We start from the raw sequence: 19,928 nt of genomic DNA, 5'->3' as shown, positions 1-19,928 counted from the left end.
TGGTGGTGGTGTGGTGCAGAAGCGGCGGAACTAGACGGTGAGCGGGCGGTCGGTCGCCCGCACGGGGGCCGGCAGGTCGCTCTCGCCCTGCAGGTAGGTGTCGACGGCCGCCGCCACGGCACGGCCCTCGGCGATCGCCCACACGATGAGCGAGGCGCCGCGACCGGCATCGCCGGCCACGAAGACGCCGGTCTCGCCCGTCGTGTAGTCGGCCTGCCGGGCGATCGCGCCCGAGCCCTCGAACGGCAGTCCGAGCTGGTCGTGCAGCGTGCCGCGCGCGGCGCCCGTGAAGCCGAGCGCCAGCAGCACGAGGTCGGCCGGGATCTCGCGCTCGGTGCCCGCCTTGGGAACCCTGCGCCCGTCGAGGTACTCGGTCTCGGCGACGCGCAACGCGCGCACCTCCCCCGCCTCGGTCGTCAAGAACTCGACGGTCGAGGCGAGATACATGCGCTCGCCGCCCTCTTCGTGGGCGCTCTGCACCTCGAACAGCGTGGGCTGCAGGGGCCAGGGCTGCGTGTCGGGTCGCTCGTGCGGAGGCTGCTTGCCGATCGCGAGGTTCGTCACGCTGAGCGCTCCCTGCCGGTGCGCCGTGCCGATGCAGTCGGCGCCCGTGTCGCCGCCGCCGAGCACGACGACGTGCTTGCCCTCGGCCGTGATCTGCCCGGCCACGGCGTCGCCCGCCTGCACGCGGTTCGACTGCGTCAGATACTCCATGGCGTAGTGGATGCCCAGGGCGTCGCGGCCCGGAATGGCCAGGTCGCGCGGCTCGGGCGCGCCGGTCGCGATCACGACGGCGTCGTAGCGCGTGCGCAGCTCGTCCCACGTGATGTCGACGCCGATCTCGACGCCGGCGCGGAACCGGGTGCCCTCGGCCTGCATCTGCGTGAGCCGGGCATCCAGATGGCGCTTCTCCATCTTGAAATCGGGGATGCCGTACCGCAGCAGACCGCCGATGCGGTCGTCCTTCTCGAAGACCGCGACGGTGTGCCCGACGCGCGTCAGCTGCTGCGCGGCCGCGAGACCGGCCGGACCGGACCCGACGACGGCGACGGTCTTGCCCGTGAGCCGCTCGGGCGGCACGGGCTGCACCCAGCCGTTGTTCCAGGCCTGCTCGATGATCGAGGCCTCGACCTGCTTGATGGTCACGGCCGGCTGGTTGATGGCCAGCACGCACGACGACTCGCACGGTGCCGGGCAGAGCTTGCCGGTGAACTCGGGGAAGTTGTTGGTCGCGTGCAGCCGCTCGATCGCCTGGCGGCCCTCGCCGCGCCACGTGAGGTCGTTCCACTCGGGGATGAGGTTGCCGAGCGGGCACCCCTGGTGGCAGAACGGGATGCCGCAGTCCATGCAGCGCCCCGCCTGACGGCGCAGCACGCCCGGATCGCCCTGCTCGTAGACCTCTTTCCAGTCCATGAGCCGCAGGGGCACCGGTCGGCGCGGCGGCAGCTCGCGCTCGGGAACATTGATGAAGCCGCGGGGATCAGCCACCGGTCACCTCCAGGATGCGGCCCCAGACGATATCGCCGTCGGGGTCGAGGCCTTCGTCGAGCGCCGTCTGGCGCGTCGCGAGAACTGCCGCGTAGTCGCGCGGCAGCACCTTGACGAATCGGTCGAGCGCACTCTCGCCGTCGGCGAGCAGCCGCCCGGCGAGGGCCGACTCGGTCTCGTCGAGGTGACGACGCAGCAGGTCGGTCACGAGCGCGCGGTCGTCGGCGTCGAGCGCCGTCAGCTCGAGCTCGCCCGTGCTGAGCGCGTCGCTGTTGACGCGCTCGCGTCGCAGGTCGTACACGTACGCGGTTCCGCCCGACATTCCGGCGCCGAGGTTGCGGCCCGTCGCGCCCAGGATCACCGCGGTGCCGCCCGTCATGTACTCGAGCGCGTGATCGCCCACGCCCTCGACGACCGCGGTCGCGCCCGAGTTGCGCACGAGGAACCGCTCGCCGACGATGCCGCGAATGAACATCTCGCCGCTCGTGGCGCCGTAGCCGATGACATTGCCCGCGATGACATTGCGCTCGGCGTGGAAGACCGCATCGCGCGTGGGACGCACGATGACGCGGCCGCCTGAGAGCCCCTTGCCGACGTAGTCGTTGCTGTCGCCGTAGAGACGCAGGGTGATGCCGCGCGGCATGAACGCGCCGAGGCTCTGCCCCGCCGACCCCGTGAGGGTCACGTCGATCGTGTCGGGAGCGAGCCCGTGCTCGCCGTGCAGCGTCGTCACCTGATGGCCGAGCATCGTGCCCACCGCCCGCTCGGTGTTGCGGATCGGCAGGTCGATGCGCACGGGCGACCCGTGCTGCAGGGCATCGGCACTGAGGCGGATGAGCTCGTTGTCGAAGTGCTCGTCGAGCTCGTGATCCTGCTCTTCGCGCTTGGTGCGCGGAGCGTTCTCGTCGAACTCGGGCCCGGCGAGGATCGGCGACAGATCGAGACCGTCGGCCTTCCAGTGCCGCACCGCGCGGTCGACATCGAGCAGGTCGGCGCGGCCGATCGCTTCTTCGAGCGAGCGGAAGCCCAGTTCGGCGAGGTACTCGCGCACCTCCTGCGCCAAGAACTCCATGAAGGTGATCACGAACTCGGGCGTGCCGGTGAATCGCTTGCGCAGCTCGGGGTTCTGAGTAGCGACGCCGACCGGGCAGGTGTCGAGGTGGCAGACGCGCATCAGGATGCAGCCGGAGACGACCATCGGCGCCGTGGCGAAGCCGTACTCCTCGGCGCCGAGCAGCGCCGCGATGATGACATCGCGCCCGGTCTTCATCTGGCCGTCTGCCTGCACCGTGACGCGCCCGCGCATGTTGTTGAGCATGAGCGTCTGCTGGGCCTCGGCGAGACCGAGCTCCCACGGCGTTCCCGCGTGCTTGAGCGAGTTGAGCGGGCTCGCGCCCGTGCCGCCGTCGTGGCCCGAGATGAGCACGACATCGGCCTTCGCCTTCGCGACGCCCGCGGCGACCGCACCGATGCCCGACTGGCTGACGAGCTTGACGTGCACGCGCGCGCCCGGGTTGGCGCGTTTGAGATCGAAGATCAGCTGCTTGAGGTCTTCGATCGAGTAGATGTCGTGGTGCGGCGGCGGCGAGATGAGCCCCACCCCTGCCGTGCCGTGGCGCAGGCGCGCGATCCACGGGTATACCTTGTTGGCCGGCAGCTGCCCGCCCTCGCCGGGCTTGGCGCCCTGCGCCATCTTGATCTGGATGTCGTCGGCGTGCGTGAGGTACAGGCTCGTGACACCGAAGCGCCCCGAGGCGACCTGCTTGATGGCACTGCGCTTCTCGGGGTCGAGCAGTCGCTCGGGGCTCTCGCCGCCCTCACCGGTATTGCTGCGGCCGCCGATGCGGTTCATCGCGATCGCGAGCGTCTCGTGCATCTCGGGGCTGATGGCTCCCATGCTCATCGCGCCCGTCGTGAAACGGCGGATGATCGACTCGACCGACTCGACCTCGTCGAGCGGCACGGGCGTGCGGCCCTCGGTCTTGAAGCGGAACAGCCCCCGCAGGGTCATGAGGTTCTCGGCCTGGTCGTCAACGGCCTTCGTGTACTCGCGGAAGATGTCGTAGCGCTTGGCACGCGTCGCGTGCTGCAGCCGGAAGACCGTCTCGGGGTTGAACAGGTGGGGCGGGCCCTCGCGGCGCCACTGGTACTCGCCGCCCGTCTGCAGCCGCTCGTGCGGGTTGACCGGCGCCGAAGCGGGGTACGCGAGCTCGTGCCGCGCGGCGTTCTCCGCCGCGATCGTGTCGATGCCGACGCCGCCGAGCACGCTCGAGGTGCCCGTGAAGTAGCGGTCGACGAACTCTTGGCTCAGCCCGACCGCCTCGAAGGCCTGCGCGCCCGCATACGACCCGACCGTCGAGATGCCCATCTTCGACATGATCTTGAGCACGCCCTTGCCGAGCGCCTTGATGACGTTGCGCACGGCCTTCTCGGGGGTGATGCCGACGATCATGCCCGAGCGCACCAGGTTCTCGACGGTCTCCATCGCGAGGTAGGGGTTGATCGCCGAGGCGCCGTAGCCGATGAGCACGGCGCAGTGGTGCACCTCGCGCACGTCACCCGCCTCGACGATGAGCCCCACCTGCATACGCTTCTCGGTGCGGATGAGGTGGTGGTGCACGGCCGCGAGCATGAGCAGCGAGGGCACGGGCGCGAGGTCGGCCGTGGAGTCGCGATCGCTCAGCACGATGAACTCGGCCCCGTCGGCGATGGCCTCGTCGACCTCGTCGCACATCGCGGCGATGCGCTTCTCGAGCGCCTTCGGCCCCTTGTCGACGCGGTAGAGCCCCTTGATGGTCGTCGTGAGCGAGCTGCCGGGTCGCGGGTCGATGTGTTGGATTTTGGCGAGCTCGTCGTTGTCGATGATCGGGAAGTCGAGGATGACCTGGCGGGCGTGACGCGGCGTCGCCTCGAGCAGGTTGCGCTCGGGCCCGAGCCCGAGCCGCATCGAGGTGACGACCTCTTCGCGGATCGAGTCGAGCGGTGGATTCGTCACCTGGGCGAACTGCTGGGTGAAGTAGTCGAACAGCAGCCGTGCCCGGTCGGAGAGCACGGCGATCGGCGTGTCGGAGCCCATCGCGCCGAGGGGCTCGGCGCCGGCCTTCGCCATCGGGGCCAGCAGGATGCGCACCTCCTCCTCGGTGTAGCCGAACGTGCGCTGGCGGCGCACGATCGAGGCGGGGGTGTGCACGATGTGCTCGCGCTCGGGAAGGTCTTTGAGGTGGATGCGCTGGCCCTCGAGCCACTCGCCCCACGGCTCGAGCCCGGCGAGCTGGGCCTTGATCTCGTCGTCTTCGATGAGCCGACCGTCGACCGTGTCGACGAGGAACATCTTGCCGGGGCGCAGCCGGCCCTTGCGCACGATGCGGCTCGGCTCGATGTCGAGCACGCCGATCTCGCTCGCGAGCACGACGAGCCCGTCGTCTGTCACGATGAACCGACCGGGGCGCAGGCCGTTGCGGTCGAGCGTCGCACCGACGAGCGAGCCGTCGGTGAAGACGAGAGCGGCCGGGCCGTCCCACGGCTCCATGAGCATGCCGTGGTACTCGTAGAAGTCGCGCAGCCCCGGATCGATGTCGGTCTGGTTCTCCCACGCCTCGGGCACCATCATCATGATCGCGTGCGGCAACGAGCGGCCACCGAGGGTCAGCAGCTCGACGACCTCGTCGAACGATGCCGAGTCGCTCGCCCCCGGGGTGACGATCGGGAACACGTCGCGCAGATCGCCGAAGAGGTCGGACTGCAGCTGCGACTGCCGGGCGCGCATCCAGTTGCGGTTGCCCTGCACGGTGTTGATCTCGCCGTTGTGCGCGATCGAGCGGAACGGTTGAGCGAGGGGCCACGAGGGGAAGGTGTTCGTGGAATAGCGCGAGTGCACGAGTGCGAGCTTCGAGGTGAAGCGCTCGTCGCTCAGGTCGGGGTAGAACGGCTCGAGCTGCAGCGTCGTGACCATGCCCTTGTAGACGAGCGTGCGGCACGAGAGCGAGGGGAAGTACGAGCCGAGCTCGCGCTCGGCGCGCTTGCGCGCCCGGAACGTCTGCCGGTCGAGAGCGATGCCCGCGAGCGGCTGACCGTTCTCGTCGGTGCGCGAGGAGCGCACGACCAGCTGTTCGAAGACGGGCATCGCCTCGCGGGCGAGGTTGCCGATGAGCTGCGGGTCGGTCGGCACGAGGCGCCAGCCGATGAGCTCGAGGCCCTCGCTCGCGATGATGGCCTCGATGCCGGCCTTCTCTCGCGCGCGCTCGTCGTCGTCGGTCGGCAGGAACGCGGTGCCGATGGCGTACTGCCCGACCGGCGGCAGGGCGAACGGCAGCACGGCGCGCAGGAAGGCGTCGGGGATCTGGGTGATGATGCCCGCGCCGTCGCCGGTGCCCGCGTCGGAGCCGACGGCCCCCCGGTGCTCGAGGTTGCGCAGTGCGTCGAGGGCGGCCTGGATGATGTCGTGGCCCGCCGTGCCGCGCAGGGTCGCGACCATGGCGAGGCCGCACGCGTCGTGCTCGCGGGCAGGGTCGTACATGCCCTGCGCAGCAGGCACCGTCGAGAAGCGCTGCATCGGCGATGTGAGTTCCATCAGAACCGTCCTCACGTTGTTGCGGGAACCGTGTGGGACGTCGCTGGCCCGAAGGGTGGATGCGCGCGCAGAGTGCGCCGCAGATGCCGGATCGAGTGTGGTGGCGATCCTCTTCACCTCCTGCGGCGCTCGGTGAGCGTCGTAGGGTGTGTCACGGCTTCGCGGCGGACCCGCTTGTGGCGTCGGTCGAACCGGTTGCACCGGCGGCGACGACAGCGTCATTGCTCTCGTCGTCGGAGTCGGTGTAGACGTCTTCGGAGTCTACCCCAGCCTCGGGCGACCACTCCCGACCCGCGACGTACGGCGAGGGCTCGAGGCCCGTGTGGCGCCGCGACTGCACGATGATGATGATGAGGCCGACGAGCACCGCAACCCAGGCGCCCCACACGTTGACGCGGATGCCCAGGAACAGCTCGCTCGGGTCGAGGCGGATCGTCTCGAACACGCTGCGTCCTGCGCCGTACCAGATGAGGTAGACGCCCAGCAGCTTGCCCCACTGGAGGGTGAGGCGCTTGTCGAGCAGCAGCATGACGGCGACGCCCGCGAGGTTCCAGACGATCTCGTACAGGAAGGTGGGGTGGAACAGCACGTCGGCGGGCAGACCCACCGGGATCGCGTCGTTCGGGCGGTCGATCTCGAGGCCCCACGGCAGGTCGGTGGGCAAGCCGAACAGCTCTTGGTTGAACCAGTTGCCGAGCCGCCCGAAGGCCTGCGCGAGCAGCAGCCCGGGTGCGAGCGCGTCGGCGAAGCTCCAGAACCGGATGCCCGTGACGCGGCAGCCGATCCACACGCCCAGGGCGCCGCCGATGAGCGCTCCGAAGATCGCCATGCCGCCCTCCCAGATGTAGAGGGTCTTGAGCAGGTCGGCACCCTCGAAGAAGTAGTCGTCGGGGTGGGTGAGCACGTGGTAGATGCGCCCGCCGATGATGCCGAAGGGCACCGCGAAGAGCGCGATGTCGAGGGTGATCCACGGCTCGGCGCCGCGCGCCGAGAGCCGGCGGTTGGTGAGCATGACCGCCGCGACGATGCCCGCGAGGATGCACAGGGCGTAGGCGTAGATGTTGACGTCGAAGCTGAACCAGGTCAGCCCGATGTCGCGCAGCCACTGACCGAGGTTGAACACCTGCCACTCGGGGGGCGGGCTCGGGATGCTGAGGGGCTGGATCACGTCGTCAGAACCTTTCACAGGCGGTCAGGCATGGTGGGGGGCCGCAGACAGCCTAGCGGCGCGTTCCCGCGGCGAGCTCGCCCGCGACCTTCGCCACCTCGGCCACGCCACCCTGCTCGAGGGCGGCCACGAGGCGCGAGCCGACGATGGCTCCGTCGGCGTAGCTCAGCACGTCGGCGACCTGCTCGGCGGTCGAGATGCCGAGCCCGACGCACGCGCTCGTCGACCCGGCCTCGCGCAGGCGTGAGACGACGCCGCGCGCCGCCTTGTCGACGTCATCGCGGGCTCCCGTGATGCCCATGGTCGACACGGCGTAGACGAACCCGCGGCTCGATTCGACCGCCTGCTTCATGCGGGCGTCGCTCGACGAGGGCGCGGCGAGGAACACGCGGTCGAGATCGTGCTCGCTCGAGGCCGCCATCCACTCGGCCGCCTCATCGGGGATGAGGTCGGGCGTGATGAGACCCGCTCCCCCGGCGTTCTGCAGATCGGTGGCGAAGCGCTCGACGCCGTACTGCACGACCGGGTTCCAGTAGGTCATGACGAGCAGCGGCGCGTCGACGCGCGCGCGGATGCGCTCGACCGCCTCGAAACCGTGCCGCAGGCGGAACCCGTTGCGCAGCGCTGTCTGCGTCGCGCGCTGGATCGTGAGGCCGTCCATGACGGGGTCGCTATAGGGCAGCCCGAGCTCGACGATGTCGACGCCGTTCTCGACGAGCGCGACGGCGGCATCGACGCTCGCATCGAGACTCGGGAAGCCCACGGGGAGGTACCCGATGAGCGCGCCGGAGGCCTCGTCGTTGCGGGTGCGGATCGTGTCGGCGACCGTGCTCATGCCGAGGCCTCCGCCGCCGCGGCGTCGAGCAGCCCGAAGTAGCGCGCGGCGGTCTCCATGTCTTTGTCGCCGCGGCCGCTCAGGGAGACGAGCACGATGCCTTCCGGCCCCAGCTCGCGGCCGAGCTCGATCGCACCGTGCAGGGCGTGCGCCGTCTCGATGGCGGGGATGATGCCCTCGGTGCGGCTCAGCAGGCGCAGGGCATCCATCGCCTGGGCGTCGGTCACCGGACGGTACTCGGCACGCCCGATCGAGTCGAGCCAGGCGTGCTCGGGGCCGACGCCGGGGTAGTCGAGGCCGGCCGAGATCGAGTGCGACTCCATCGTCTGACCGTCGTCGTCTTGCAGCATGAGGCTGCGGGCGCCGTGCAGCACGCCCGGACGGCCCTTCGAGATCGTCGCGGCGTGGAACATCGTGTCGACGCCGTCGCCCGCCGCCTCGTTGCCGACGAGGCGCACCGAGGCGTCGTCGAGGAAGGCGTGGAAGATGCCCATGGCGTTGCTACCGCCCCCGACGCACGCGACGACGGCGTCGGGCAGACGGCCGGTGAGAGCGAGCACCTGCTCGCGGGCCTCGACGCCGATGACCGAGTGGAAGTCGCGCACCATCGTCGGGAACGGGTGCGGGCCCGCGACCGTGCCGAGCAGGTAGTGGGTGTTCTCGACGTTCGCGACCCAGTCGCGCAGCGCCTCGTTGATGGCGTCTTTGAGCGTGCGGGATCCGACCGTGACGGGGACGACCTCGGCACCGAGCAGCTTCATGCGCGCGACGTTGAGCGCCTGGCGCTCGGTGTCGACCTCGCCCATGTAGACGACGCACTCGAGTCCGAAGAGCGCGGCCGCCGTGGCGCTCGCCACGCCGTGCTGCCCCGCCCCGGTCTCGGCGATGATGCGCGACTTGCCGAGGCGCTTGGCGAGCAGGGCCTGGCCGAGCACGTTGTTGATCTTGTGGCTGCCGGTGTGGTTGAGGTCTTCGCGCTTGAGGATGATGCGCGCGCCTCCCGCGTGCTCGGCGAACCGCCGGGCCTCGGTGATGATCGAGGGCCGACCGGTGTAGGTGCGGTGCAGCTCGGCGAGCTCGGCCGCGAAGCTCGGATCGGCCTTCGCCGCCTGATACGCGGCATCGAGCTCGTCGAGCGCGGCGATGAGCGACTCGGGCACGAAGCGCCCGCCAAACTCGCCGAAGTAGGGGCCGACCTGTTCGCGAAGGTTCATGAGACCGCCAGGAATTCGTTGAGGGAGGCGACGGGGTCGCCACCGGTGACCAGGGCTTCGCCGACCAGCACCACATCGGCTCCTGCTCGACGGTAGTGCTCGACGTCTGCGACTCCGCTGACCGCCGACTCGGCGATGCGCACGATGCCGTCGGGGATGCTCGGCGCGAGCCGGCCGAACAGGTCGCGATCGAGCTCGAACGTGCTCAAGTCGCGCGCGTTGACTCCGATGACACTTGCACCGAGGTCGACGGCCCGACGCACCTCGTCGGCGTCGTGGGTCTCGACGAGCGGCGTCATGCCGAGCTCGATGATGAGCTCGTGCAGCGAACGCAGCATCGCATCGTCGAGCGCGGCGACGATAAGCAGCACGAGATCCGCGCCCGCGGCGCGCGCCTCGAGCACCTGGTACGGCTCGGCGATGAAGTCCTTTCGCAGCACGGGGATGCTCACGGCGGCCCGCACGGCGTCGAGATCGGCGAGGCTGCCCCCGAACCGGCGCTCCTCGGTGAGCACACTGATCGCGGACGCGCCGCCCTCGGCGTACTGCCGCGCCAGCAGGGCAGGGTCGGGGATGCTCGCGAGAGCACCGCGCGAGGGGCTCGCGCGCTTCACCTCGGCGATGACCTTGATGCGGTCACCGCGCTGCAGCGCGGAGCGCGCATCGAGCGCGGCCGGCATGGCGAGTGCCGCGCGCTCGACCTCGGCGAGCGGACGCAGGGTGCGGCGCCGGGCCGCGTCGTCGAGGGCGCCGGCGACGAGGCCGCCGAGCACCTAGGAGTGCGCCTTCGGGAGGTACTTCGGGCCCTTGACGCCGTAGCCGGCCTTCGCCATGACGCCGCCGATGATCCAGCCCACGAGCACGAGAGCGGCACTCGCCCAGACGAGCCACGCGAGCTCGAAGAAGAAGGCGACCGTGCCGATCGTGAAGCCGATGAGCATGATGGTCACGGCGGTCCAGGCGGCGGGCGAGTGTCCGTGGCCGGGGTCGTTCTGCGCGTTCATCATCACTCCTGTGGGGTCGGTCGATTGAGTGCGAGTCTACCGTGCCGTGGGGTCGTCGCCGTCGCTCAGGGCGTCCCACGCGTCGAGTCGGGCGCCGTGGCCCGAGCCCTCTGCCGGCGCGAGCCGCACGGCATCGTAGCGCCGCGACCGGGGCGGCCAGCGGGATGCTGTGGCCGCGATGAGCAGCCCCACAACGATCCCGGCCGCGCCAGCCGCGATCGCGACCGCGGGCCACACGGTGAGCGCGGCCTGCTCGACGAGACCGGCCACCGCGGTCTCGCCCGCGACCCCCGTCGTCTCGGTGATGCGAGCACGGGCGGCAGCCACGGGATCGCTCGCGGCGAGCACGCCCGAGACGGCGATGCCGAGGCCCAGCAGCGCTTGCAGCAGCCCCAGGACGACGCGGAAGACGGGACCGGCGAGTGCGAGAGCGCCGACGAGGGCGAGCGCCGCGAGCGCGAGAGGCGGCACGGCGGGCGCCGCGACATCCCCGGCCGCGATGACGACGCGCTCGTCAGCGAGCGTCACGACGACCCACGGCTGCGACCAGGCGAGGAACGCCGTCGCGCCGACCACGAGCGGCAGCACGAGTGCCAGCAGCCGCACGCGGCGCGAGCCCGCCCGCGGCGACTCCGGCGCGCTCGACGCCTCGCGGGGATCGGTCACGATGCGCCTTTCTGTAGGGCGTTCGCGATCGCGACGGCGCGCAGGGGCGCCGCGGCCTTCGAGAGCGTCTCTTGAAACTCCGTCTCGGGCACCGAGTCGGCCACGAGCCCCGCGCCGGCCTGCACGCGGGCGACGCCGTCTGCGAGGTAGGCGGTGCGGATGGCGATGGCGAGATCGAGATCGCCCGAGAATCCGAAGTATCCGACCACTCCCCCGTACACGCCGCGGCGCGCCGGCTCGAGCGCGTCGATGATCTGCAGCGCCCGCGGCTTCGGGGCGCCGCTGAGCGTTCCGGCCGGGAAGGTCGCGCGGAAGACGTCGATGGGCGTGACGTCGTCGCGCAGGTCGCCCTCGACGCTCGAGACGAGGTGCATGATGTGGCTGAAGCGCTCGACCTGCATGAACTCGGTGACCTCGACCGTGCCGGCGCGGCAGACCTTCGAGAGGTCGTTGCGACCGAGGTCGACGAGCATGAGGTGCTCGGCCTGCTCTTTTCGGTCGGCGAGCAGCTCGTCGGCGAGCTCGCTGTCGCGCTCGGGGGTCTCGCCGCGCGGGCGGGAGCCCGCGATCGGGTGCGTGTACACGCGACCGTCGGTGACTTTGACGAGCGCCTCGGGCGACGAACCGACGATCGCGTAGGGCGCTCCTTCGGCGGTCTCGAGGGCGAGCGCGTACATGTAGGGCGAGGGGTTGAGGGCTCGCAGCACCCGGTAGACATCGAGGGGGCTCGCGGTGAGCTCGTGATCGAACCGCTGGCCGACGACGACCTGAAAGACGTCGCCGTCGCGGATGAACTGCTTCGAGCGCTCGACGGCCGCGAGGAACTCGGCGGGGGTCGACCGGTGGTGCGGCCGAGGGGCTGCATCGAGGTCGATCCGGGCGATGCCGGGCTCGGCGGGGGCGGCGAGAGCCGACTCGAGGGCGTCGAGCCGGCGCTGGGCATCCAGCCACAGCGACTGCTCGTCATCGACGCCATCGCCGAGCGCCGTCGCGATGAGCGACACGGTGCCCTGGCGGTGGTCCATGACGATGAGCTCGCTCACGAAGGCCATGGCGAGTTCGGGGCAGGGGAAGTCGCTCGGCGGCGCATCGGGCAGATGCTCGACCTGGCGTACGGCGTCCCAGCCGATGAACCCGACGAGGCCGCCCGTCAACGGCGGATTGCCGGGCACCTCGGGCGAGCGCCAGCGCGCGTAGAGCGCGTCGAGCGCGGCGAGGGTCGTCGACGGCATCGGTCCGCCGAAGGCGCGCTCGGCATCCAGCGAACCGGCGAGCCAGACGGCCGATCCCGCGTGCTCGGTCAGCACCCCGAACGAGCGCACCCCGACGAACGAGTAGCGCGACCAGATGCCGCCCTGCTCGGCCGACTCGAGCAGGAATCCGCCCGTGCGGCCCTCGGCGAGCGAGCGGTAGAGGCCGACGGGGGTGAGCGCGTCGGCGAACAGCGTGCGGATGACGGGCACGACCCGCGACCCGCGAAGCTGCTGGGCGAACTGCTCGCGCGTCGTCGTGCTCACGAGCCGGCCCCGACCACGGGAGCGAGCGGATCGACGTCGAAGCACGAGCGCGCGCCCGTGTGGCAGGCGACACCCACCTGGTCGACCTGCACGAGAAGCGTGTCGCCATCGCAGTCGAGCGCCGCACCACGCACGTGCTGCACGTGCCCGCTCGTGTCGCCCTTGCGCCAGTACTGCTGCCGTGAGCGGCTCCAGAACGTCACGCGACCCTCGGTGAGGGTTCGGCGCAACGCCTCCGCGTCCATCCAGCCCACCATGAGCACCTCGCGCGAGTCGTGCTGCTGGATCACGGCGGGCAGCAGGCCCCCCGCGTCGAACCGCACCCGGTCGAGCACCGCATCGATGTCGAGCTCGCTCATCGCACGCTCATCCCCTCTGCGCGCAGCGCATCCTTGACCTGGCCGACGGTGAGCTCGGCATTGTGGAACACGCTCGCGGCGAGCACGGCGTGCGCCCCCGCGGCGACCGCCGGCGCGAAGTGCTCGAGCGCACCGGCACCCCCCGAAGCGATGACCGGAACGCTCGAGATCGCGGCGATGGCACGGATCAACTCGAGGTCGAACCCCATCTTGGTGCCGTCGGCATCGATCGAGTTGACGAGCAGCTCGCCCGCACCGCGCTCGATCGACTCGCGGGCCCATGCGACGGCGTCGATCTCGGTGCGCTCGCGGCCGCCGTGCGTCGTGACGACGAAGCCGCTCGGGGCTGCCGCGTCGCGCGTGACGTCGAGCGAGAGCACGCACACCTGCGCGCCGAATCGGTCGGCGATCTCGCCGATGAGCGCGGGGCGCCGGATGGCGGCACTGTTGACGCCGATCTTGTCGGCGCCGTGCGCGAGCAGCCGGGCGACGTCGTCGACCGCGCGCACACCGCCGCCGACGGTGAGCGGGATGAAGACCTGCTCGGCGGTGGCCCGCACGAGGTCGAACATCGTCTCGCGATTGTCGACCGTGGCCTTCACGTCGAGGAAGGTGATCTCGTCGGCACCCTGCTCGTAGTAGGTGCGCGCGAGCTCGATGGGATCGCCCGCGTCGCGCAAGTCGAGGAAGTTGACCCCCTTGACCACGCGGCCCGCGGCGACGTCGAGGCAGGGGATGACCCGGACGGAGACGGCCATCAGATGCGCGCGGCGTGGATCGAGCTGACGAGGATCGCGCGGGCCCCGAGGTCGTACAGCGCATCCATGACGTGGTTCGTCTCGTCGCGCGGCACCATGGCCCGCACGGCGACCCACGAGCCATCGGCGAGCGGTGAGACCGTGGGCGATTCGAGGCCGGGGGTGATGGCCTGCGCCTTCTCGAGCAGCTCGCGCGGCAGGTCGTAATCGATGAGCACGTACTGGCGGGCGACGAGCACGCCCTGCAACCGGCGCTGCAGCGTCGCGATGCCGGCGCGCTCGGGCTGCGCGCTGATGAGCACGGCCGTCGATTCGAGGATGACGGGGCCGACGATCTCGAGGCCCTGGGCGCGCAAGGTCGACCCGGTCTCGACGACGTCGGCGATCGCATCCGCCACCCCCAAGCGGTTCGAGACCTCGACCGCGCCGTCGAGCTTAACGATCTGCGCCGAGACGCCGTGCTGGGCGAGGAAGTCGGCGACGAGCTTCGGGTAGCTCGTGGCGATGCGCAGCCCCGCCAGGTCGCTGAGCCCCGCGACGGTGCCGGGGGGCGCCGCGAAGCGGAAGGTCGAGCCGCCGAAGTCGAGCGGCTGAATCTCGACGGCGGCCGACCCCGAGTCGAGCAGCAGGTCACGGCCGGTGATGCCGACGTCGAGCGCGCCCGAACCCACGTAGGTGGCGATGTCGCGCGGCCGCAGGTAGAAGAACTCGACACCGTTGCGCGGGTCGCTCACGGTGAGCGCGCGCGGATCGCGGCGCCCCGCGTAGCCGGCCTCGACGAGCATCTCGACGGCGGTCTCGGAGAGCGATCCCTTGTTGGGTACCGCGATTCTCAGCATGGTCTGGTCTCTTCGAAGGTGGAGCGCCCGTGCCGGGCGGAGGGTGGACTAGAGGTGCTTGTAGACGTCGTCGAGCGTGAGGCCCTTCGCGACGAGCAGCACCTGGAGGTGGTACAGCAGCTGCGAGACCTCTTCGGCCGTCGACTCGTCGCTCTCGTACTCGGCGGCCATCCACACCTCGGCGGCCTCCTCGACGATCTTCTTGCCGATCGCATGGATGCCCGCATCGAGCTGCGCGACGGTGCCCGAGCCCTCGGGGCGCAGGCGCGCCTTCTCGCTCAGCTCATCGAAGAGCGCGTCGAAAGTCTTCACCGGCCCAGGCTACCGGCCCGGCGCCGAGAGCACGGCCGACTAGGAGACGCCGAGCAAGTCGATCACGAAGACGAGCGTCTTGCCCGACAGTCGATGGCCGCCGCCGGCGGGGCCGTAGGCGAGGTGCGGCGGGCACACGAGCTGGCGCCGACCGCCGACCTTCATGCCGGGGATGCCCTTCTGCCAGCCCGCGATGAGGCTGCCGAGAGGGAAGTTGATCGACGATCCGCGGTTCCACGAGGCGTCGAACTCTTCGCCCGTCTCGAACTCGACGCCGACGTAGTGCACGTCGACCGTGGCGCCGGGGGTGGCTTCGGCGCCCGTGCCGACGACGAGGTCGGTGATGACGAGGTCGGTGGGCGCGGGGCCCTCGAAGAAGTCGATCTCGGGCTTCGTGTTCTGGCTCATGCCTCCATCCAATCAGACCCGGCCGGGCGATCCGTGCGTGTGCGCCTCGGCGGCGGCCCGCAGCTTGGCGATCGCCGCCTCGACGCTGTCGCGCCCGTACACGGCCGAGCCCGCGACGAAGGTGTCGGCCCCCGCCTCGGCCGCGATGCCGATCGTGTCGAGCGCGATCCCGCCGTCGACCTGCAGCCACACATCGAGCCCGTGGCGGTCGACCGCCTCGCGCAGGGTGCGCAGCTTCGGCATCGTCTCGACCATGAACGACTGGCCCCCGAACCCGGGCTCGACCGTCATGACGAGCACCTGGTCGAACTCGGGCAGCAGCTCGAGGTACGGCTCGATGGCGGTGCCGGGCTTGACCGCGAGGCCGGCGCGGCTGCCGCGCTCGCGCAGCGCGCGCGCCGTCTCGACGACATCGCTCGCCGCCTCGGCGTGGAACGTCACCGAGAACGCGCCGAGCTCGGCGTAGCCCGGCGCCCAGCGGTCGGCGTCGCTGATCATGAGGTGCACGTCGAGCGGAATCGGCGCGATCGCCTGCAGCCTCCCGACCATCTGCGGGCCGAACGTCAGATTCGGCACGAAATGGTTGTCCATGACGTCGACGTGCACGAGATCGGCGCTCGCGATGCGCTCGACATCGCGCTGCAGGTTGACGAAGTCGGCCGACAGGATGCTCGGGTTGATGCGCACGGTCACGTCGCCAGCGTAGCGAGGCGGCTGCGATGGATGCTCGGGGCTCAGCGTCGTGTCAGCAGCTGGATGAACATCGCATCGGTTCCATGCCGGTGCGGCCAGAGCTGCGCGGCCCCGTGGGCGAGCCCGCCGAGGTCGAGGGGGGTGCGGGCGATGCCGGCCAGCACGGCCCGGGCGTCGAGCGGAGCGACCTCGGTGGAGTACTCGGCGAGGAGGGCATCCACGATCGCCGTCGTCTCATCGGGGTGCGGCGAGCACGTGACGTAGGCGAGCACTCCCCCGGGCCGCAGCGCCGCGAGCGCGCTGCGCAGCAGCTGACCCTGCAGCGCGGCGAGCGGCGCCACGTCGGCGGCGGTCTTGCGCCAGCGCGCCTCGGGGCGGCGGCGCAGGGCGCCCAACCCCGTGCAGGGGGCATCGAGCAGGATGCGGTCGTAGGTCTCGGGTTCGAGATCGCCGATCGCGCGGCCGTCGCCGACGCGCACCTCGACCGCGGGGTCGACCGCGCGCAGGGCACGCCGCACGAGCTCGGCGCGCGCGGGAACGACCTCGTTGGCCGTCAGCACGGCTCCGGCCGCGCGGGCCTCGGCCGCGAGCAGGGCCGCCTTGCCCCCCGGGCCCGCGCACAGGTCGAGCCACCGCTCGCCCGCCTGCGCGGGACGTGCGCGCGACAGTGCGAGCGCGGCGAGCTGCGAGCCCTCGTCTTGCACTCGCGCGGCCCCCGAGGCGACGAGGGGGTGCCCGGCCGGGTCGCCCGCCGCCGAGCGGGCACCCACGGGCGAGTAGGGCGTGCGGTCTCCGAGCGCCTCGGCCTCGCTCAGCCCCGGCAGTGCCGTCAGCGTGACGCGCGGTGCCGCGTTGTTCGCGACGAGCAGGTCGTCGAGCTCGCCGCCGCGGCCCTCGCGCTCGAGCGCGGCCCTCAGTGCGTGCACGAGCCAGGCGGGATGCGCGTGGGCGATACCGGCGCGCTCGTCGGGGTCGGTCACGCCCTCGAGCAGCCGCTGCGTCCACACCGCGTCGTCGTCGCGCGCGATCGTGCGCAGCACGGCGTTGACGAACCCGGTCGTGCGCGCGGCGCGGGCGCGGCGCGTGAGCTCGACGGTCTCGCCGACCGCGGCGTGCGCGGGCGTGCTCATGCCCAGCAGCTGGTGCGCACCGAGACGCAGCACGTCGAGGGCGACAGCGTCGATCGCCTCGATCGCTCGGCCCGCGGCGTGCGCGATGACCAGGTCGTAGTGGCCGCGGCGGCGCAGGGTGCCGTACGTGAGCTCGGTCGCGAAGGCCGCATCGGCACCGCTCAGCCGCGCGCGCCGCAGGCGCGTCGGCAGCAGCAGGTTGGCGTAGGCATCGTCATCGGCGACCGCGCGCAGCACGTCGAAGGCCACCTGTCGCGGGGTCGCGCTCGTGCGCGCGCGCACCTGCGCGCCCGGGGACTGCGGTCGCTGCGTCACGCGAAGACCGGCTCGCTGTCGACCGGCAGGCCCCGGGCCCAATCGGCAGCGGACATCGGCTGCTTGCCGGCCGGCTGCACGCGTAGCAGCTCGAGCGGCCGCGTCGCTGTGCCGACGAGCACTCGGCCCGCCGCCCGCAGCATCGTTCCCGCGGGGATCGGCGCGGTATCCCGCGCGATCGCCGCTTCGTGGATCTTGATGACCTGGTCGCCCCAGCGGGTGAACGCTCCCGGCTCGGGGGTGACGCCGCGGACGCGCGCGTAAACGGCCTCGACCGGCTCGGCCCAGCGCACCGCGGCGTCGTCGCGCGTGAGCTTGGGGGCGAGGGTCACCACGCCCCGCTGCGGCCGCGCGTTCGCCGTGCCCGCCGCGAGGGCGTCGACGACCTCGCTCACGAGCGCGGCACCCGTGCGACTGAGCTCGTCGAGCAGTGAGCCCGCGGTGCGTTGGGCGCCGATCGGCGTGACGAGCCGCGCGTACCAGTCCCCTTCGTCGAGGCCCTCGGTCAGCTGGAACACCGTCGCGCCGGTCTCGCTGTCTCCCGCGATGATGGCGTGCTGAACCGGTGCGGCGCCCCGCCAGCGCGGCAGCAGCGAAAAGTGCAGGTTGATCCAGCCCAGCCGGGGCCACGACAGCAGCGGTGGCCGCACGAGCGCGCCGTAGGCCACGATGACACCGAGGTCGACCGAGAGCGGATGCAGCTCGTGCTCGATCTCGCCGAGTCGTCGCGCCTCGAGCACAGGCACGCCCAGCCGCTGCGCCTCGAGCGCGACCGGGGTGGGGGTCAGCAGGCGCTTGCGGCCCTGCGGCGTGGCCGGCCGGGTGATGACCCGCACGATCTCGTGCTCGCTCGCCGCGAGGGTCGTCAGGCTCGGCACGGCAGCCGCGGGGCTGCCGGCCACGACGAGTCGCAACGCGGGCATACCCCCATTCAACCGGATGCCCGCACCCCGCTCGACCGGCTCACGAGCCGGGCGCCCGGCCGGTCGGGTCGTCGAACGGCTCGGAGTCGTCGAACCGCACCCGCAGCGCGGGCACGCGGCGCCGAGGCGGGGCTCCCGGCACGCGCGGCGATCGCGCGGTGGCTCCGCGCACGAGCTCGGCCTTGAGCACCGCCGCGACCTCGGCGCCGCGAGCGTAGTCGAGCCGCGCGATGGCTCGCACCCGGCCCTCGTCGAGCTCGATGGGCCCGAGCACGTCGACGCCGTCAATCTCGTCGAGCTGGGCCGTGGCGCGCGCGACGGCCTCGGGGGTGCCCGCGAGCGCCGCGACGCGCACGGCGGGAGGGAATCGCAGGGTGCGCCGGTCGGCGAGCTCGGCGGCGGCGATGCGCTCGGGACTGCCGGTGGCGAGCGCGGTCGCGACCGTGCCGCCGACGCCCACGAGCAGCACGGGGGCATCGGGGGCCGCGAGCGCGGCCGCGTTGCACCACCACCGCACGCAATCTTCGACGACGCGCAGGCTCTCGCGCGCGAGCATGCCCTCGCCGTCGAGCAGCAGCACCGCGCGATACCCGCCCGCCACGAGCGGTTCGGCCCCGCGCGTCGCGACGACGAGCGTGCGCCCGCTCGGTGCGGACTGCAGCGGCGTCGTGCCGTCGGAGACGACGACGCGAGCGCCGGGGAAGGCCCGCCCGAGCTCGTCGGCCGTGCGCACCGAGCCCTGCCCGATCGTGCGCCACCGATCGCCCTCGCAAGTGGAGCAGCGCCACCCGACCGCGAGCGCGCCGCACCAGCGGCACGAGGCGGCGGCGCCCGCGCGCGCGATGCCGAGCGGGCCGCGGCAGGCCGTGCAGCGCGCCGTCTCGCCGCATTCGGCGCACGCGAGGCGCGGCGAGTAGCCCGGTCGGGCGACCTGCACGAGCACCGGACCGCGGTGCAGGGCATCGCCGACCGCGCGCCACGCGCTCGTCGGGATGCGCGCGCGCGCAGCGGCCGCGTCGGGGGCCGTCTGATGCGCGGTCGGCGTGATGCGCCGCCGCCAGCGCCCCGCCGGCTCGACCGTCGTCATCCAGCCGAGCTCGACGAGACGCTGCACGTCGGTGCTGCGGGCGTGGGCAGCGAGCACGAGCGCGCATCCCGCATCTTCCTGCCGCAGCAGCGCGAGGTCGCGGCTGTGGATGCCCGGCGCATGGGGCTCGACATGCAGGTCGTCGCCGTCGTCCCACAGGGCGACGAGCCCCAGCGCGGGCGCGGGCGCGAGCAGCGCCGAGCGGTTGCCGATGACGATGACGGCACGGGGTTCGAGTGTGCGCAGGAAGGCCCGATAGCGGTCGGCCGCCGGCTGCGCAGCGTCGATGCGCGCGACGTCGTCGCCCGGCACGAGGGCCGCCAGGCAGGTCGCGAGGTGGTCGAGGTCGCGGTAGTCGGGCACGCTGATGATGGCGCTGCGGCCCGCGGCCAGGGTGGCGGCGGCGAGCTCGGCGAGCGTGCGCATCGCGGCCGGCACCCAGGTTCCGTCGACGAGCTCGACCGGCGCGGGGATGGCCGTGAGGGCGACACGACGGGCCGGGTGCGTCTCGGCGGTGCCGACCGCGTCGAGCGGCTCGCCCGCCGCCGGGAGGAGCGCCGCGAGGGCCTCGGCCGGGTAGCCGGTGATCGCCGGGGTGGCCGGCCGCGTGCGGTCGCGCGCCGCGGCCGCGGCGGCCGAGTC

18 protein-coding genes are annotated in these 19,928 nt (G+C 71.9%); all 18 read right to left on the bottom strand.

Translation table 11 applies throughout. From position 1 onward, the window contains the following. Positions 1–30: 30 nt before the first annotated feature. Positions 31–1,488: a glutamate synthase subunit beta gene (locus tag ACK4HH_RS03195; protein WP_409648224.1), complete on the bottom strand. Its 1,458-nt coding sequence runs from the start codon at positions 1,486–1,488 to the stop codon at positions 31–33. Next, entirely contained in the window at positions 1,481–6,058 is a 4,578-nt protein-coding gene (gene gltB / locus ACK4HH_RS03190) for a glutamate synthase large subunit (protein WP_409648223.1), read from the bottom strand. Before gltB ends, ACK4HH_RS03195 begins: the two co-directional genes overlap by 8 nt. A gap of 151 nt (positions 6,059–6,209) precedes the next feature. Continuing rightward, positions 6,210–7,226, bottom strand: coding sequence for a prolipoprotein diacylglyceryl transferase (gene lgt / locus ACK4HH_RS03185; protein ID WP_409648221.1), 1,017 nt, complete (start codon positions 7,224–7,226; stop codon positions 6,210–6,212). A gap of 52 nt (positions 7,227–7,278) precedes the next feature. Then, positions 7,279–8,061 carry a tryptophan synthase subunit alpha gene (gene trpA, locus ACK4HH_RS03180; protein ID WP_409648220.1) on the bottom strand — a complete coding sequence of 261 codons (783 nt, stop codon included), beginning with the start codon at positions 8,059–8,061 and terminating at the stop codon, positions 7,279–7,281. Further along, positions 8,058–9,275, bottom strand: coding sequence for a tryptophan synthase subunit beta (gene trpB, locus ACK4HH_RS03175; RefSeq protein ID WP_409648219.1), 1,218 nt, complete (start codon positions 9,273–9,275; stop codon positions 8,058–8,060). Before trpB ends, trpA begins: the two co-directional genes overlap by 4 nt. After that, entirely contained in the window at positions 9,272–10,048 is a 777-nt protein-coding gene (gene trpC / locus ACK4HH_RS03170) for an indole-3-glycerol phosphate synthase TrpC (RefSeq protein ID WP_409648217.1), read from the bottom strand. The genes trpB and trpC overlap by 4 nt, the downstream gene beginning before the upstream one ends. Beyond that, the gene (locus tag ACK4HH_RS03165) at positions 10,049–10,282 is read right to left on the bottom strand and encodes a DUF6704 family protein (RefSeq protein ID WP_409648216.1); all 234 of its coding nucleotides are present in this window, start codon (positions 10,280–10,282) and stop codon (positions 10,049–10,051) included. A 33-nt stretch (positions 10,283–10,315) separates the two neighbouring features. Beyond that, the gene (locus ACK4HH_RS03160; RefSeq protein WP_409648215.1) at positions 10,316–10,945 is read right to left on the bottom strand and encodes a Trp biosynthesis-associated membrane protein; all 630 of its coding nucleotides are present in this window, start codon (positions 10,943–10,945) and stop codon (positions 10,316–10,318) included. Further along, positions 10,942–12,462: an anthranilate synthase component I gene (locus ACK4HH_RS03155; RefSeq protein ID WP_409648214.1), complete on the bottom strand. Its 1,521-nt coding sequence runs from the start codon at positions 12,460–12,462 to the stop codon at positions 10,942–10,944. Before ACK4HH_RS03155 ends, ACK4HH_RS03160 begins: the two co-directional genes overlap by 4 nt. After that, entirely contained in the window at positions 12,459–12,821 is a 363-nt protein-coding gene (hisI, locus tag ACK4HH_RS03150) for a phosphoribosyl-AMP cyclohydrolase (protein WP_409648213.1), read from the bottom strand. Before hisI ends, ACK4HH_RS03155 begins: the two co-directional genes overlap by 4 nt. After that, positions 12,818–13,579, bottom strand: coding sequence for an imidazole glycerol phosphate synthase subunit HisF (hisF, locus tag ACK4HH_RS03145; protein ID WP_409648212.1), 762 nt, complete (start codon positions 13,577–13,579; stop codon positions 12,818–12,820). The genes hisI and hisF overlap by 4 nt, the downstream gene beginning before the upstream one ends. Beyond that, complete coding sequence (gene hisG, locus ACK4HH_RS03140) at positions 13,579–14,418, bottom strand: ATP phosphoribosyltransferase (RefSeq protein ID WP_409648211.1); 840 nt, start codon at positions 14,416–14,418, stop codon at positions 13,579–13,581. Before hisG ends, hisF begins: the two co-directional genes overlap by 1 nt. Before the next feature lie 48 nt (positions 14,419–14,466). After that, complete coding sequence (locus ACK4HH_RS03135) at positions 14,467–14,730, bottom strand: phosphoribosyl-ATP diphosphatase (protein WP_409648210.1); 264 nt, start codon at positions 14,728–14,730, stop codon at positions 14,467–14,469. 39 nt (positions 14,731–14,769) lie between these two features. Further along, positions 14,770–15,138: an FKBP-type peptidyl-prolyl cis-trans isomerase gene (locus ACK4HH_RS03130; RefSeq protein WP_409648209.1), complete on the bottom strand. Its 369-nt coding sequence runs from the start codon at positions 15,136–15,138 to the stop codon at positions 14,770–14,772. 12 nt (positions 15,139–15,150) lie between these two features. Next, a complete protein-coding gene (gene rpe / locus ACK4HH_RS03125) occupies positions 15,151–15,831 on the bottom strand; it encodes a ribulose-phosphate 3-epimerase (protein WP_409648208.1) in 681 nt (226 codons plus the stop codon). A 41-nt stretch (positions 15,832–15,872) separates the two neighbouring features. Beyond that, entirely contained in the window at positions 15,873–17,276 is a 1,404-nt protein-coding gene (locus ACK4HH_RS03120) for an RsmB/NOP family class I SAM-dependent RNA methyltransferase (protein WP_409648207.1), read from the bottom strand. Further along, positions 17,273–18,190: a methionyl-tRNA formyltransferase gene (gene fmt / locus ACK4HH_RS03115; protein WP_409648441.1), complete on the bottom strand. Its 918-nt coding sequence runs from the start codon at positions 18,188–18,190 to the stop codon at positions 17,273–17,275. Before fmt ends, ACK4HH_RS03120 begins: the two co-directional genes overlap by 4 nt. A 49-nt stretch (positions 18,191–18,239) precedes the next feature. Further along, on the bottom strand, positions 18,240–19,928 hold a 1,689-nt coding region (locus tag ACK4HH_RS03110), incomplete at its 5' end, for a primosomal protein N' (protein ID WP_409648205.1).

The organism is Microcella sp. (assembly GCF_046296455.1).
Taxonomy (GTDB): Bacteria; Actinomycetota; Actinomycetes; order Actinomycetales; family Microbacteriaceae; genus Microcella.
This window is presented reverse-complemented; position numbering and strand designations above follow the sequence as displayed.

What these genes read in the sequence shown, in the direction of transcription:
- gltB (WP_409648223.1), bottom strand. Translation starts at nt 6,058, where the DNA reads ATGGAACTCACATCGCCGATGCAGCGCTTCTCGACGGTGCCTGCTGCG.
- trpA (WP_409648220.1), bottom strand. Translation starts at nt 8,061, where the DNA reads ATGAGCACGGTCGCCGACACGATCCGCACCCGCAACGACGAGGCCTCC.
- trpB (WP_409648219.1), bottom strand. Translation starts at nt 9,275, where the DNA reads ATGAACCTTCGCGAACAGGTCGGCCCCTACTTCGGCGAGTTTGGCGGG.
- ACK4HH_RS03165 (WP_409648216.1), bottom strand. Translation starts at nt 10,282, where the DNA reads ATGATGAACGCGCAGAACGACCCCGGCCACGGACACTCGCCCGCCGCC.
- hisI (WP_409648213.1), bottom strand. Translation starts at nt 12,821, where the DNA reads ATGAGCGAGCTCGACATCGATGCGGTGCTCGACCGGGTGCGGTTCGAC.
- hisF (WP_409648212.1), bottom strand. Translation starts at nt 13,579, where the DNA reads ATGGCCGTCTCCGTCCGGGTCATCCCCTGCCTCGACGTCGCCGCGGGC.
- hisG (WP_409648211.1), bottom strand. Translation starts at nt 14,418, where the DNA reads ATGCTGAGAATCGCGGTACCCAACAAGGGATCGCTCTCCGAGACCGCC.
- ACK4HH_RS03130 (WP_409648209.1), bottom strand. Translation starts at nt 15,138, where the DNA reads ATGAGCCAGAACACGAAGCCCGAGATCGACTTCTTCGAGGGCCCCGCG.